This is a genomic window from Affinundibacterium macrobrachii, from assembly GCF_014652415.1.
Taxonomy (GTDB): Bacteria; Pseudomonadota; Gammaproteobacteria; order Burkholderiales; family Burkholderiaceae_D; genus Undibacterium; species Undibacterium macrobrachii.
Genome location: NZ_BMYT01000001.1, coordinates 1,186,722 through 1,201,853 on the forward strand (window position 1 = coordinate 1,186,722; position 15,132 = coordinate 1,201,853).

Sequence of the window (15,132 nt, forward strand, 5' to 3'; positions counted from 1 at the left end):
CTAGCTTGGCAATTCAGAACCTGCAACCTTGGGTTGACGTGGATAAAAATTCACTGCCTGCGCGCCACCTGATGCGCCACTAGATGAGCACGACAATCCCGGTTTCAACAAAGGCTCAACACCATCGACACCTGGACCAAATGTTTCCATTGCGTCGTCCATATCGCGCACTGGTGGCTCACCTTGTTCTTGCGGAACCACATCGGTAAATGCTGTCAACAATAAGAACGCGTTGGCGTACGGACTGTCTTTGCGTTGCAAACGAATACCGATAGCAGCCAATACATGGATCGCGTCACCAAGTAATTTCTCAGCGGTTTCTGCATCGACCAAGCTTAAAAATTCCAAGAACAGTGGCACGTAATCCGGCAACTCGCTCGCTTCTGGCTCAAAACCATAATGACGATATTCAGAGATTAAATCGACCATCGCTTGACCACGATCACGACTCTCACCGTGAATATGCTCGAACAAGTGCAGAGCCACTGAAGGGGTACGATCGAAGGTTCCCACGTAATTTTCTTGCACACTGATCAAATCACTCTGTTGCAAATAATTTAGCAAAGGCTGGAGAGCATCAGCAGCCTCTTGATCTGATGCTAATTCAGCGCGAATCTCTGGCAAAGCAGCGATCAGATCGGGCTGCGGGTAACTCAGTAGTGCGGATAAAATGCGATAAATTTGCATACGATTTCCTTTATTCTTTGTGATTTTGTTGGCGTTATCTTGACTTTTAACGTTCCCTCTCCCGCAAGCGGGAGAGGGTTAGGGTGAGGGGCGTTGAGAAATCCGAAATGTTTAATGAAAAGCCCAAATGTTCAAATAAAACACATCACGCTCGCTTAACCACCCTCATCCCCAACCCCTGTTCTTCTAAACCCGCCGCTTGCGGGAGAAGGGAGCTAAAAGCTACTCCGTCGTTGAAAGTTTTTTTCTCGACTTCGGCATATCCACAAAAATCACACTACCCTGCGGCTTCTTACCAAACAAGGCGCCATCAGACGTACCGCCTGAGCAACCATTACCAAAAGTAAATCCGCAACTACCTTTTTCGTTGAAACTATCTTCCACCATTTCTTTGTGTGAAGAAGGAATCACGAAACGGTCTTCGTAGTTGGCAATCGCCATGGTTTGATACATGTCTTCGACTTGTGCTGCTGTCAAACCGACTTGTTTCAAGACATCATGATCGAGTTCACCATGCACGACTTCTGAACGCTTATAAGCACGCATCGCCAACATTTTTTCCAGCGCTTCTAAGACTGGCTCTTCTTTGCCCGCTGTTAGCAAGTTCGCTAAATAGCGCACAGGAATACGCAAGGATTTCACGTCAGGAATAATACCGTTCATGCCCATGTGGCCTGCTTCTGCGGCTTTTTGAATTGGTGACAGAGGTGGTACATACCAAACCATAGGCAAAGTACGATATTCAGGATGCAATGGGAAAGCAATCTTCCACTCCATCGCCATTTTGTACACAGGCGATTTTTGCGCAGATTCAATCCAGCTTTCTGGAATACCATGTTTGCGCGCTTCAGCGATAACTTCTGGATCATGCGGATCTAAGAAGCAATCTAACTGCGCTTGATACAAGTCTTGCTCATTCGGTGTTGATGCCGCCGCTTCAATCTTATCGGCGTCATACAACAACACGCCCAAGTAACGAATACGGCCTACGCAAGTTTCTGAACAAACTGTTGGCTGACCTGCTTCGATACGTGGATAGCAGAAAGTGCACTTCTCAGCTTTGCCTGAACTCCAGTTGTAGTAAATCTTTTTGTAAGGGCAACCAGAGATACACATACGCCAGCCGCGGCACTTGTCCTGATCGACCAACACGATACCGTCATCTTCGCGTTTGTAGATCGAGCCAGATGGGCAAGATGCGACACAAGCCGGATTCAGACAGTGTTCGCACAAACGTGGCAAATACATCATGAAAGTCGATTCAAAGGTGCTGTACATTTCTTTTTGTACGCCTTCGAACAACTGATCACGACTACGTGAACTAAATTCGCCGCCTAAGTCATCTTCCCAGTTCGGGCCCCAAACGATCTTGTCCATTTTCTTACCAGTGATGACAGAGATAGGACGTGCTGTTGGCGGTGTTTGTGACAATGGCGCGTTTTGCAAGCGCTCATAGTCATACGTGAACGGTTCGTAGTAATCGTCGATCTGTGGCAAGTTAGGATTGGCAAAAATATTCGCCAAGATGCGCAATTTGCCACCTTGTTTTGGCTCTAATTTGCCAGCCTCATTTCTATGCCAACCACCTTTCCATTTCGCTTGATTTTCCCATTCTTTAGGATAACCAATACCTGGCTTCGTTTCGACGTTATTGAACCACGCGTACTCAACGCCGTCACGGCTGGTCCACACGTTCTTACAGGTCACGGAACAGGTGTGGCAACCGATACATTTATCAAGGTTCAACACCATGCCTACTTGTGCGCGAATTTTCATGACGCTGCTCCTTCAGATTCTTCTAACTTGCCTTCTAACCAATCCACTTTTTTCATCTTACGCAAGACCACAAACTCGTCACGGTTACTACCTACGGTGCCGTAGTAGTTAAAGCCGTACGCTTGCTGCGCATAGCCACCGATCATGTGCGTTGGTTTCAACACCGCACGGGTCACCGAGTTATGGATACCGCCACGCATACCGGACAATTCTGCACCTGGTGTATTGACGATTTTTTCTTGAGCGTGATACATCAAGCACATACCTTTTGGCACACGCTGACTGACCACCACACGCGCTGTCAAAGTACCGTTACTGTTAAACACTTCGACCCAATCGTTATCCACCAAACCGGCTTCTTTCGCTTCGATCTCAGAAACCCAAACGTGTGGGCCACCGCGACTCAAGGTCAACATACGCAAGTTATCAGAGTAAGTAGAGTGGATACCCCATTTTTGATGCGGTGTAATCCAGTTCAACACGATCTCTTTTTCACCATTCGGTGATTTATTCAACATCGGCGCCACAGTCTTGGTGTCAATCGCTGGTTTGTACACGCACAAACCTTCACCAAAATCGAGCATCCAACGGTGATCTTGGTAGAACTGCTGACGACCAGTGAGCGTGCGCCATGGGATCAATTCATGTACGTTGGTGTAACCAGCGTTGTAGCTGACTTCTTCCGATTCCAAACCAGACCAAGTCGGTGCAGAAATAATCTTACGTGGTTGCGCTTGCACATCGCGGAAACGGATCTTGTCATGTTCACGACCCACCGCTAAATGCGTATGATCGCGGCCAGTAATTTTCGATAAGGCTTCCCACGCTTTGACGGAAACATGACCATTGGTTTCTGGTGCAAAGGTCAAAATCATTTCGCAAGCATCAATCGCTGTTTCCAGACGTGGGCGGCCTTTTGATACGCCCTCTTCTGTCACCACTTTAGTGATACCGCCGATTTCATGGACTTCGTGTTCGGTATTCCAATTAATACCTTTACCGCCATTGCCGAGTTTGTCTAACAAAGGCCCAATTGAGGTGAACTTTTTGTAGATCTCTTTGTAGTTGCGTTCTACGACCACAAAGTTTGGTGCAGTCTTACCAGGAATCAAATCACACTCGCCTTTTTTCCAGTCTTTTGGCTCAAAGGCTTGACCCAATTCACCCGGTGTATCGTGCATCAATGGTTGCAAGACGATATCTTTGCGGGTACCAAGGTAATCACCACCGATTTCAGTGAATTTCTTAGCGATACGTTTGTAAATTTCCCAGTCAGTTTTGCTTTCCCACAGAGGTTGCACAGCTTCACTCAATGGGTGAATGAATGGGTGCATGTCAGAGGTATTCAAATCGTCTTTTTCATACCATGTCGCGGTTGGCAACACGATGTCGCCATACAAGCAAGTCGTGCTCATACGGAAATCCAAGACCGTCAACAAGTCCAACTTACCTTCCGCTGCTTCTTCACGGAATTTCACTTCTGAAGGTTTAACCGCTTCATCTGGATCATCAAACAAGGCGTTTTGTGTACCGAGCAAATACTTCAAGAAGTACTCATGGCCTTTGCCTGAACTACCGAGAATATTCGAACGCCATACGAACATATTGCGTGGGAAGTTCTTAGGATTATCTGGGTCATCGCAACTCATATTCACTGCGCCAGATTTCAAACTTTGTTTCAAGTATTCTGCTGGCTCCATGCCCGCTGCTGCCGCTGCATCACAAACGTCTAATGGATTAGTTTCCAACTGCGGTGCAGATGGCAACCAACCGAGACGCTCAGACTTGGCATTCATATCGATCATGCTCATGTGGCTGACTTTGGATTTATCCGCAGTCGGCGCGAGGATTTCATCGATGTGCAATTTCTCATGACGCCATTGGCTAGTATGCGCATAGAAGAAACTAGTGCCGTTCATTTGGCGCGGTGGACGTGTCCAATCAGACGCAAACGCTAATGGAGCCCAACCGAATTGTGGACGAAGTTTTTCTTGGCCCACATAGTGCGCCCAACCACCACCGGATTGACCAACGCAACCGCACATCATCAGCATATTGATTATGCCGCGATAAATCATATCGTTGTGGTACCAGTGATTCAAAGCGGCACCGACGATGACCATACTCTTACCATGCGTGTCGTGGGCATTTTGCGCGAATTCACGCGCTACCTGAATCACTAATTCACGTTTAACGCTAGTATGTTTTTCTTGCCATGCTGGTGTGTATGGAATGTCGTCATCATAGGAATGCGCGACCGCGCCGCCGAGACCTTGATCGACACCGTAGTTAGCCATCGACAAGTCATACACAGTCGCGACTAAAATTTCAGTGCCATCTGCCAATTGCACTTTACGTGCAGGTACATTGCGCAACACCATGTCGTTTGCATCAGCACCACCGAAGTAGTTAAAGCCAACACTAACAACTTCATCATGCTTAGCAACCAGACTCAATTGCGGATCGATCTCACGACCTGAACCACCATCTTTAGGTTCCAAGTTCCAACGACCGACTTTCTCGCCGTCGTTAACTTTCCCTTCACCCCAACGATAACCAATCGAACCATTCGGTGCGACGATGTTATTGGTATTCGCATCGATCGCGAGCGTCTTCCAATCGCCATTATTCGCTTCATTCAAGCCACCTGGCAATTGCGAAGCACGCAGCATTTGATCTGGCACGAAACAACCGTTACGCTCAACCAAGCGTACCAACATAGGCATGTCGGTATATTGTTTAACATAGCTGCGGAAATAATCAGACTTGCCACCGAGGTGGAATTCTTTCAAGATCACATGGCCCATCGCCATCGCTAAGGCTGCATCAGTACCTTGTTTTGGTGCCATCCAAATGTCACCAAATTTCACCATCTCGCCGAAGTCAGAAGACACCGCAACTGTTTTCGTTCCTTTGTAGCGAACTTCAGTATAGAAGTGCGCATCGGGTGTGCGCGTTTGCGGTACGTTGGAGCCCCACACCATCAAGTAAGTAGAGTTATACCAATCGGCAGATTCTGGCACGTCGGTTTGCTCACCCCAAATTTGTGGGCTCGCTGGTGGCAAATCGCAATACCAATCGTAGAAAGACAAACAAGCGCCACCGATCAAAGACAAGTAACGTGCGCCCGCTGCATACGACACCATCGACATCGCTGGAATTGGTGAGAAACCAATCACGCGGTCAGGACCGAATTTCTTCACGGTGAAAGCATTCGCCGCTGCGATAATTTCTTGCGCTGTATCCCAATCAGCACGCACAAATCCACCAAGGCCGCGCACAGATTTATAGCGTTTAGCTTTTTCTGGATTTTGACTGATCGACTCCCACGCCTGAATTGGGCCCATGGTCTTGCGCGCTTCTTGCCACATCTCCATCAAGCGACCGCGAATCATAGGATATTTCACGCGCTGTGCAGAATACACATACCAGCTATATGAAGCACCACGTGGGCAACCGCGTGGTTCATGGTTAGGCAAATCAGGACGAGTACGTGGATAATCGGTTTGTTGAGTTTCCCATGTGATCAAACCGTTCTTGACATACACTTTCCAAGAGCAAGAACCCGTACAGTTCACGCCGTGCGTAGAACGCACAATCTTGTCATGCTGCCAGCGGCTGCGATACGCATTCTCCCACTGTCTATCCTCATCTACCACCGCACCATGTCCGTCAGAATAGGTGGATTTCACCTTAGACATGAACTTCAATCTATCCAGAAAATGACTCATCTCAAGCTCCTTGTTGTTTGAGATAGAGCGAACCTAATATTCACTCTACTTTGACATGATCAAAGTTTAGAGAGTTGAGCCGACTACGCCCATTCTTCAGAGCGGTGTCTGAGGATAAGCATTGGCACTAGGGTGGGATAGTTCTTTGGAACTAGGCGGGGGATTTCTGGTGCTGGATTTTGAATTAACTCAAAATTGGGCGGAATATGATGAGTCGGAACTTGTAATCTGTGGAGCTCATTACCTGAAAATGTAATTGTTGGGTTATGAGTCTTTTTCGCAACATAATCGCGATGACAAAAAATGAAGATTAACGGAAATATCCGGCATGCATACGACTGCGCTTTTCTAAGAACGCCGAAGTAAGTTTAATGTTGTCGAATAAATAAATGCTTATTCAATATCTAAAACTCCAACGCGCAATTCGTCGATAGGGATCTCAAACTCAGGAATCCCTACTACTTCCAAATTTGCTTCCATTATTTGACCAAAATCGATCCTTAAATCTCTCAGAATCCCATTTCGCAGTATGGGCAATTGGGAAACATCAACAGTAACAGATGCTCTATTCTTCGCCTTAGTTATTTCTATACCTATTCCTTGAACCTTCTCGTAAAAAACACTTCTTTCTTCAAAATTAATTCCGGGCTCTCCATATGCCAACACTGACGCCATATGATAATCAACACTTTTCAAAGTTACATTTGCTGAAAAATTTACAGCATTAACTTGATACTTATCAATCAACAAAGGGGAATTTGTCAAAATCTAGCCTTGCAGGGACAAGTAAAATCTATCTTGAGTTTATCGCCTAAAGAATTAACAAACTGCTGGAAGAGCTCGAGTAAATTCGACGCACTTTTGCGGACATACCTTTCTGCGCTTGAAAGCTTTTTTTCTAAATCGTTAGAAGCGGGCATCTCAAACTGCAAAGAAATGTCTTGAAACTCCAAATACGTTATGTACACTCGTGAGCCCAATCCCCAAGCACTTATCTCGAAATCAGAGAGTAAGTTTAAGTCTCGCAGAATGACGCCGAAAGCTTTTGCTTTCGCGATCGCACCTGCGGTAAAACCGGAATTAGACACACCAATAATCGTATCAGCGCCTAAACTGACTCGACGACCAATCAGTTCTTCGACCCACTTTACGTCCTGAATCTTTTTATGAATTCGGCATTCAATTATCGTGAGAGAATCATCTCGTCGAATCGAAATATCAATTTGACGTAGCCGACTAACATTATCAGGATCTGGAATTTTATCGTTCCATGTGATGACACTATCTTCACGTTCTAAAAGCTTATGGAATCGTGCGATGGTCTCTTCAAAGTTATCAGATGTCTTTGTCAAACTCTATCGAACCTTCAAAAAATTTAACTCAATACAGAGTGTTACAAGATTAAGACAACCCGCTAATCACACCATTATCATCAATATCAATATGCAAAGCAGCAGGTACCGCAGGCAATCCCGGCAAACGCATAATCGCGCCTGTGATTGGTACTAAGAAGCCAGCACCAGCAGCGATTTCGAATTCGCGTACTGTGAGTTCAAAGCCGCTTGGTCTTCCGATTAAGGCTTCATTATCCGAGAAAGACTTTTGCGTTTTCGCGATGCAAATTGGTAGATGCCCCAAACCCAAACCTTCGATGTGTTTGATGTCAGCCAAAGCTTTGGCTTGAAAAACTACAGAACCGGCGCCGTAGATTTTTTTGGCGACAGTTTCGACCTTGGTTTTGATATCGCTATTCCAATCGTAAATTGGCGTATAGCGTCCGTTGAAGTTTTCTGCGGTTTCCACTACCGCACGGGCTAAGTCGGTTGTTCCTTCACCGCCTTTTGCCCAGCCTTCTGATAGCGCCACTTTGGCTCCACGTGTTTCACACGCTTGTTTTAAGAAAGCGAGTTCTTCGTCGCTGTCGCTGCTGAAGCGATTGATAGACACTACCGCTGGCAAACCGAATTGGGCGATGTTTTCTAAATGCTTTTCGAGATTCGCAAAACCTGCTTTGAGCGCATCTATATTCGGTGTTGTTAGCGTTTTGAGATCTTGACCACCGTGATATTTCAACGCTCTAACTGTAGCGACAATGACGACTGCCGATGGGCTCAAACCGGAATAACCGCATTTAATGTCTAGGAATTTTTCTGCACCTAGATCTGCTCCGAAACCAGCTTCTGTCACCACATAATCGGATAAAGACAAACCAAGTTTGGTTGCTAATACCGAGTTGGTACCTTGTGCAATATTCGCGAATGGACCGCCATGAATAATCGCGGGATTGCCCTCTAAGGTTTGTACCAAATTCGGTTTGATCGCATCTTTCAACAATGCCGCCATCGCGCCTTGTGCTTTCAGATCACGGCAGTAAATCGGTTTATTGTCGTAAGTATCGCCGACATAAATATTGCCCAGTTTGGTTTTGAGATCTTGGAAGGATTCTGCAAGGCACAAGATCGCCATGATCTCGGACGCTGCCGTAATATTAAAACCCGCTTCACGTGGGTTGCCGCCAGGACGCCCACCCAAGCCGGTAATGATGCTGCGCAATGAGCGATCATTCATATCCATCACGCGTTTCCATTTGACGGTGCGTGGATCGATGCCTAGGCTTTCTTTTTGAAAGTAAATATTATTGTCGATCAAAGCGGCTAATAAATTATTCGCCTTTTCGATGGCTGAAAAATCACCCGTAAAATGCAAGTTGATATCTTCCATCGGCACCACTTGCGAATAACCGCCACCCGCTGCGCCGCCTTTAATGCCGAACACTGGGCCTAATGATGGTTCGCGCAACACGACCGTGGTTTTTTTACCGATACGATTGAGGCCTTCGGTGAGGCCAATTGATGTGGTGGTTTTACCTTCGCCCGGTGGCGTTGGTGTGATGGCGGTGACCAAGATCAATTTGTTCTTTTTGATTTTTTCTGGGTCAATCAAGTGCAGTGGCAATTTGGCTTTGTACTTGCCATAGTGTTCGAGATCATCGGTATCCACACCCAATACTTTGGCAATCTCGTTGACGTGCTTGAGTTGTGCGCTTTGCGCGATTTCTAAATCACTTTTGACTTCTTGGTTTGCCATATTAATTTCTCTCATGAATAAACAAAGGCGTGAAAAAATAAATTCCATCTCTTTTGAATAGGAATTTTGTGCAAGCACAATATACATAAATTCGTGCAAAAACTCTTATGATTTCGCAGAAATTATCTGCAAAAGTCAATTAAACCAGAGTAAAGTATTGCGAGACGTTCTATAAAAATTCCAAATGTTCATGGAGGCCATATGCGCAGTATCTTTCTTTCGCTATGTGTACTTGGATTAACTGCCTGCGCAACACCTGAGCAGACGCAAGTGACTCCAAGTGCGATAGAAGCAGTTGCTGCAGCGCCCAACAAAGTCATTTGGCATGACGAATATTTTGATGAAGTACCCGCGATTCCCATCATCTCAAGAGCAGAAGTTTTTGAACTATCTGATCAATTGAAGCAGCGAATAATTCAAGCTGAGGTTCAAAAACTGGGCAACATTTCGAAAACCCGTTTTTTACTCGACTTGGTTTACACCAAAGATTCAGCAGAGTTCTCTTATAACAATAATGAAACGACGACTGCTAAAAAGACCTGGGAAAGCAAGCGTGGTAATTGCATTTCCTTAACGATCTTGGCTTATTCGATCGGCCGCGCTTTGAATTTGCCAATCGTGATGCAAGAAGTGGAGATACCGGTTCAATTCGATCGCCGTGGCAACTTAGATTTTTTAAGTTCGCACGTCAATGCAATGGTAATGCAAAAAGATTTTTGGTTTGAACGCGAAGGTGAGAACCGAGGCTATTTGATTATCGATTTTGAGCCACAGACCATGGTGTTACATAAAGGTCGAGCCTTAAATGAAGATGAAATTTTATCGCGCTTCTATAACAATCTTGGTGCCGAGCACCTTGTAAAAAATCAGAAAAGCGCAGCCTACGCATATTTCAAAGCAGCGATCCTGGCCGCACCGAATAATTCACTGGCTTATAGCAATCTAGCAGAGCTGTATCTGCAAACAGGTTGGCATGAAGAGGCTGAACAAACCTTGGCACACGCTTTACGAATTAACGAAAATGATGTTATCGCTATGCGCAATATGCAAAAAATTATGCAGATGCAAAATCGTGATGCCGAGGTTTTGATGCTTGCAAAAAAAATTGAGGCTAGCAATGCCGAAAATCCTCACTATTGGATAGGCTTGGGGATTCAGGCGATAAAGAATAAGGAATATCTCAGTGCAGTAAAGTACTTAGAGAAGGCGAAAAAAATGGCGCATGGCTACGCTGAAATTCATAGAAATTTAGCAGAAGCTTACTTACATACAGGGAATATGGCAGGCGCAAAGTACGAAATTAGTCAATTGATCGACTTAGTGCCAGACCATCCTAAGTCGATCTTATTGCGCAATAAATTTGCGATGCGCTAAAGAGTCATCAAGCTGCATCAGACCTACGTACTTCAACCTGATGCAGCCATATTACATCGTGCAGATGAATGCAAAACTGCGGCCGCCTAATTAGTGATGATCTTTCCGTCTTTCATCACCAACTTAACTTGTCGCACACGTCGAATATTTTGACTTGGATCGCCCTCAACAGCGATTAAATCTGCCAACATACCGCTGCGAATGCTACCAATTTTGTCGGCATAGCCAAATGCCTTCGCATTCAAGGAAGTTGCCGAGCGCAACACCTCGATCGCACTCATGCCATAGTCAACCATCAATTCCATTTCACGCGCGTTATCGCCGTGCGCATAAACACCGACATCGCCGCCCATACAAATATCCACACCCGATTGCAATGCCAACTTAAAACATTGGCGCTTAGCTAATAGACGAGCAGGCTCGGGATCGACGCCTTTTTTCCAACCACGATATTGCTCAATCGCGTCACCCGCTGCCAAGGTTGGGCACAAGGTGACATTCTTTTCTTTCATGCGTTTAAAAACTTCGGCTGTACCGCTGTCGCCATGTTCTATGGTCGAAGCGCCTGCTTCAATTGCGCGTAACATGCCGTCTGGGGTAGATGCATGCGCAACCAATTGCCGCTTACCGCTATTGGCAATACTCGCCATGACTGCCATCTCTGCCACAGAAAAGATCGGCACGGCTTCACCATCTCGTCCTGCACGATAATCGGCATATACTTTGATCACATCAGCGCCCTTGCCAATTTGGCTGCGCACTTCAAGCGAAATCTGTTCAATACCCGATACCTCAGCAGCACCTTGCGGCAAATCGATATCAGGATTTTGACTCTTAGGTCCATAAGCCCCCTTGGCAACGAGCGCCTTGGTGGCGATGATCATGCGCGGGCCAAGGATTACTCCTTTTTCTATCGCCTTTTTTAAACCAACGTCGTCGTATTCCGCGCCTTCAGTTCCAAGATCACGCACAGTCGTAAAACCAGCAGCCAATGTGGCTTTTGCATGATTCACCGCACGTACCACGCGTTCTGCGCGACTTTCTTTTAATACTTGGTCATCCCAACTAACTTCGTTATAAGGGTGCAGCAGTAAATGCGAATGCCCTTCGATTAAGCCGGGCAACAGGCTTTGTCCCTTCAACTCAATCACACGGGTATCTGCGGGCAGCTTAAAACGCATAGGACCGGCTTCAACGATCTTATTGTTTTTCACCAGCACGACCCAATCTTGCTGCATTTTCTGTCCATCAAATACACGATCAGGCTTTAATAGAATCATCGTATCTGCGGCTTGAGCGCAGAGCGGAACGAACGCAAATACACTGCCCATCAAGCTCATTTTCCATATCGTTTTTTTCATGCCTTCATCCTTTATTGAAGCTTCTATTTTTGAATCCAATAGCAAGCATCTAAGCTCCCATCTTGACGCCAGTGAACGGTAACAAATCAATGCTGCATACAACTTATGCCGACGAACAATAGCAGGATTTATTGCCGTCAAGCACGCTTATTTCCCTGCTTCAACAGAAGTCAAAGCGATAGTGTGGGATTTATACAAACATCGGCAAATAAACGCGGAATATTTATTGCTGATCAAATTTATCAAACAATCTAACTTAAAATTCATGTCAATTATTTTAAGAATGGGTGAATTATGGAGACGACTCAATTATCTTCACACAAACGAGGATTTTGCTTCGCCAAGCTGTTTCTGAGCTTATTGTTTTCTTTATGCTTGTGCTCGCACCTGATCAGCGCGGCATCCGCACAAGAAGCTAAACCCACAACGGCAACTCAAGCGGCAGAATTAAGTGATACAGATAAAGCACAGCAAATTCAATTGCAGCAAGAACTGACCAAATTGTTGGCGGAAAATTCGCGTATCAACAAAGAAAAAATAGAATATCTTGAGGCGCAATCGCAAAAAGTCTTTTGGACGCAATGCTTGATTGGTTTCTTGGTCGTGATGATGTTGGTCTCTTTATTCTCGTTCTGGCGCTTGCATGTGCAGCATAAATTTCAGGATGGTATCGATGCCCTAACTACCTCAATCCGAAGCTTTCAAGACTCCCTATTCTCGCTCTCTTTCATTGATACCTCACAACTCAGCACGGTCGGTAGTATGTCGTCATTTCATACCACTGGAACAGATGCAGAGAACACGACGCAAGGCGGCAATAGTCGTTTTAAAAAGACCTTAAATCCCAACACCGGCGATGAATTTTCTGATATTCGTGGTTTTTTTGATGCTTGGCTCAATGTGTATAAGCCTGGTGATCCAAGCTATGAAGAAGCCTTAGCTGCTGCGATCAAACCAAATTCTCCCAAGCCTTGGCTACAAAAATTAGATAGCTCACGTCAAAACAAAGATCAATCTGCATTTGAAGCTGTCAGTAAAGAGCTAAAAAAGTTTTTCAACATCCGCTTATTGCCGTGGCAAACACCTGCCACGCCGATGCAGAAACAATTGAGCGACTATCCACACGTGATCAATAAAATCATCGAATTGTGGCCGAAAGATGAAGTCGTCATTTATCTCGAACGTTTATTAAACAATTCAAGAATGAGTCCACGTGAAGGATTTGATTTAAACATCTTTCTGCAACTAGAAAGCTTATTGGAACTGGCGCAGCGTGAAGACCGCCCACGTCAGATCAATCAATTACGAGAACTAGGTGTCGCCGAATTTTTATTCGTTACACCACCTTCTACGAATGTATCTGCCACACTCGCGCCACAAGCAAACTTAGCGCCAGATTCTATCAGCCGCCCAAAAAAAACACTTGAAGCAGCACCTGAAACCAGCATAGCTAAACTTGAAGAGCTTGCTGCACCAAAGACGATAAACCCAGAAAAAATCACCCCGACGATCATCGAAGACAAAAACACAGCATCGCGCATAACACCAACCAAAAATGATCCGACTCAAACTGCGAACGCGCATGAAGTGCGTTTGCAGTTAGCGCAAGCCTATCTGGAAATGGCAGACTCCGAAGGAGCATGTTTGTTATTAGAAGAGATCATTCGCGATGCAACGCCTGCACAACAAGCGCATGCGAAACGCTTATTGGCTGATATTGAAAAGAAGCGCGCGAATTTAGATCAGAGCAGTCGCAATACTTACTTCCACTAAATACACTAAATACACATAAACCCAAACAGATCTACAAGCTAAACACTCGCTCATTTAGTCGCTTTATTTTCCGCGAGCTGCGCACTAACCGCAGCAAAAAACGCTTGATCGTCGACCACAGCGCCACCTGTCGGTTTGACTTGCGCGCCCCAAACGACGATCACGATGTTATTGCGTGGATTCAGATATAAATACTGGCCGTGTATTCCTATCGCCATATACGCGCCATCTTGAAACCCTTGTTCGCTGTTCACAGGCCACCACAAATAACCATAGGGAATGAAATCACCTTGGCGCAGACGCTTTGGCGTTCCAGCTTCATAAGTCCATGCGGTGGGCAAAATTAATTCTTTCGCCGCCAAGCCACCACCCAACATAAACAAACCAAAGCGTCCATAATCACGCAAGGTAGCACTGAAGCCACTACCACCAATCTCGACCCCATTCGGCGCGTCTAACCACCAAGTCGCATCGGCTTCCATGCCGTACTTTGACCATATCCGTTCCTGCAAATAAGCAGATAAAGACATGCCTATCGCATTGCGTAACAGTTGCGCGGCAACTTGGGTTTCACCTGTGCTGTAATTAAATCGACTGCCCGGCACAAATGCCTGCGGCAAACCAGCCATCACTCGCATACTGGAACCGGCTTGTTGCGCGATCTGTGCCTCCAATAACTTACGACGATCTGATCGAGGATCTGAGTAAGCCTCGTTCCAACGCACGCCTGAACTCATCATCAATACGTCTCTGATAGTCGCCTGTTGATAAGCGCTATCTTTTAGCTCAGGGATATACTTGATCACCAGATCATCAAGTCGCTGAATCTTGCCCTGCTTGATTGCAGCGCCAATCAAAGTCGAGGTAATCGACTTTGCAATTGACATTGACATCCAACGCGTCTGCGCTGAATTTCCATAACGATATTTCTCTAGGTGGATTTGGCCATCTTTAAGTATCAATAATCCGGCAACCTGATTCCATTCAAGATACTGTTCAAGCGAAACCCGACGCCCACGATCGATAAAGTAAAATTCACTAATCGACTTTGCCGCGACCGGTAAGGCTTTTGGCTTTGCCGATTTTAGGATGCGATGAGACGGAAATAAACGATCAATATTACGAAAGGTATTAACTGCGATGGCAGGCGACAATGTGCCATCATAGATTTCGCGCACTTTGCCAATTGATTCTTTCGCATGCGGATAAGAATTCTTTACTTGCGCGGTGGACGTGGTAGTTGTGGAGGCCTGCGCTACTGGCTGTGCCGATGCGAGCGGTGATGTAGGCAGCGCAATTGCGCTGATAAGGAGCGCAATTAACAGAGGTCGAATCGGCGTCAT

At 45.8% G+C, this 15,132-nt stretch carries 10 protein-coding genes; 2 read left to right on the forward strand and 8 right to left on the reverse strand.

Annotated elements, in window-relative coordinates:
- The 6 genes from narJ to IE103_RS05295 form a co-directional block, all read right to left on the reverse strand.
- A complete protein-coding gene (narJ, locus tag IE103_RS05270) occupies nt 1-687 on the reverse strand; it encodes a nitrate reductase molybdenum cofactor assembly chaperone (RefSeq protein WP_189344901.1) in 687 nt (228 codons plus the stop codon).
- A gap of 222 nt (nt 688-909) precedes the next feature.
- Complete coding sequence (gene narH / locus IE103_RS05275; protein ID WP_189344902.1) at nt 910-2,463, reverse strand: nitrate reductase subunit beta; 1,554 nt, start codon at nt 2,461-2,463, stop codon at nt 910-912.
- The gene (locus tag IE103_RS05280) at nt 2,460-6,194 is read right to left on the reverse strand and encodes a nitrate reductase subunit alpha (RefSeq protein WP_189344903.1); all 3,735 of its coding nucleotides are present in this window, start codon (nt 6,192-6,194) and stop codon (nt 2,460-2,462) included. Before IE103_RS05280 ends, narH begins: the two co-directional genes overlap by 4 nt.
- A 393-nt stretch (nt 6,195-6,587) precedes the next feature.
- Nucleotides 6,588-6,959, reverse strand: coding sequence for a hypothetical protein (locus IE103_RS05285; protein ID WP_189344904.1), 372 nt, complete (start codon nt 6,957-6,959; stop codon nt 6,588-6,590).
- Nucleotides 6,956-7,546: a restriction endonuclease gene (locus IE103_RS05290; protein ID WP_189344905.1), complete on the reverse strand. Its 591-nt coding sequence runs from the start codon at nt 7,544-7,546 to the stop codon at nt 6,956-6,958. Before IE103_RS05290 ends, IE103_RS05285 begins: the two co-directional genes overlap by 4 nt.
- Nucleotides 7,547-7,595: 49 nt before the next feature.
- On the reverse strand, nt 7,596-9,281 hold the full coding sequence (locus tag IE103_RS05295) for a formate--tetrahydrofolate ligase (RefSeq protein WP_189344906.1): 1,686 nt from the start codon (nt 9,279-9,281) through the stop codon (nt 7,596-7,598).
- A 201-nt stretch (nt 9,282-9,482) separates the two neighbouring features.
- Between IE103_RS05295 and IE103_RS05300 the strand changes: the two genes are divergently transcribed.
- Nucleotides 9,483-10,655, forward strand: coding sequence for a tetratricopeptide repeat protein (locus IE103_RS05300; RefSeq protein ID WP_189344907.1), 1,173 nt, complete (start codon nt 9,483-9,485; stop codon nt 10,653-10,655).
- An 86-nt stretch (nt 10,656-10,741) separates the two neighbouring features.
- On the opposite strand, the gene IE103_RS05305 is transcribed toward IE103_RS05300, so the two are convergent.
- On the reverse strand, nt 10,742-12,016 hold the full coding sequence (locus IE103_RS05305; protein ID WP_189344908.1) for a metal-dependent hydrolase family protein: 1,275 nt from the start codon (nt 12,014-12,016) through the stop codon (nt 10,742-10,744).
- Nucleotides 12,017-12,310: 294 nt separating this feature from the next.
- Between IE103_RS05305 and IE103_RS05310 the strand changes: the two genes are divergently transcribed.
- A complete protein-coding gene (locus IE103_RS05310) occupies nt 12,311-13,789 on the forward strand; it encodes a FimV C-terminal domain-containing protein (protein ID WP_189344909.1) in 1,479 nt (492 codons plus the stop codon).
- A gap of 50 nt (nt 13,790-13,839) precedes the next feature.
- Here IE103_RS05310 and IE103_RS05315 read toward each other — a convergent pair whose 3' ends face one another.
- Nucleotides 13,840-15,132 carry a serine hydrolase domain-containing protein gene (locus tag IE103_RS05315; protein ID WP_189344910.1) on the reverse strand — a complete coding sequence of 431 codons (1,293 nt, stop codon included), beginning with the start codon at nt 15,130-15,132 and terminating at the stop codon, nt 13,840-13,842.

What these genes read in the sequence shown, in the direction of transcription:
- narJ (WP_189344901.1), bottom strand. Translation starts at nt 687, where the DNA reads ATGCAAATTTATCGCATTTTATCCGCACTACTGAGTTACCCGCAGCCC.
- narH (WP_189344902.1), bottom strand. Translation starts at nt 2,463, where the DNA reads ATGAAAATTCGCGCACAAGTAGGCATGGTGTTGAACCTTGATAAATGT.
- IE103_RS05280 (WP_189344903.1), bottom strand. Translation starts at nt 6,194, where the DNA reads ATGAGTCATTTTCTGGATAGATTGAAGTTCATGTCTAAGGTGAAATCC.
- IE103_RS05295 (WP_189344906.1), bottom strand. Translation starts at nt 9,281, where the DNA reads ATGGCAAACCAAGAAGTCAAAAGTGATTTAGAAATCGCGCAAAGCGCA.
- IE103_RS05300 (WP_189344907.1), top strand. Translation starts at nt 9,483, where the DNA reads ATGCGCAGTATCTTTCTTTCGCTATGTGTACTTGGATTAACTGCCTGC.
- IE103_RS05305 (WP_189344908.1), bottom strand. Translation starts at nt 12,016, where the DNA reads ATGAAAAAAACGATATGGAAAATGAGCTTGATGGGCAGTGTATTTGCG.
- IE103_RS05310 (WP_189344909.1), top strand. Translation starts at nt 12,311, where the DNA reads ATGGAGACGACTCAATTATCTTCACACAAACGAGGATTTTGCTTCGCC.
- IE103_RS05315 (WP_189344910.1), bottom strand. Translation starts at nt 15,132, where the DNA reads ATGACGCCGATTCGACCTCTGTTAATTGCGCTCCTTATCAGCGCAATT.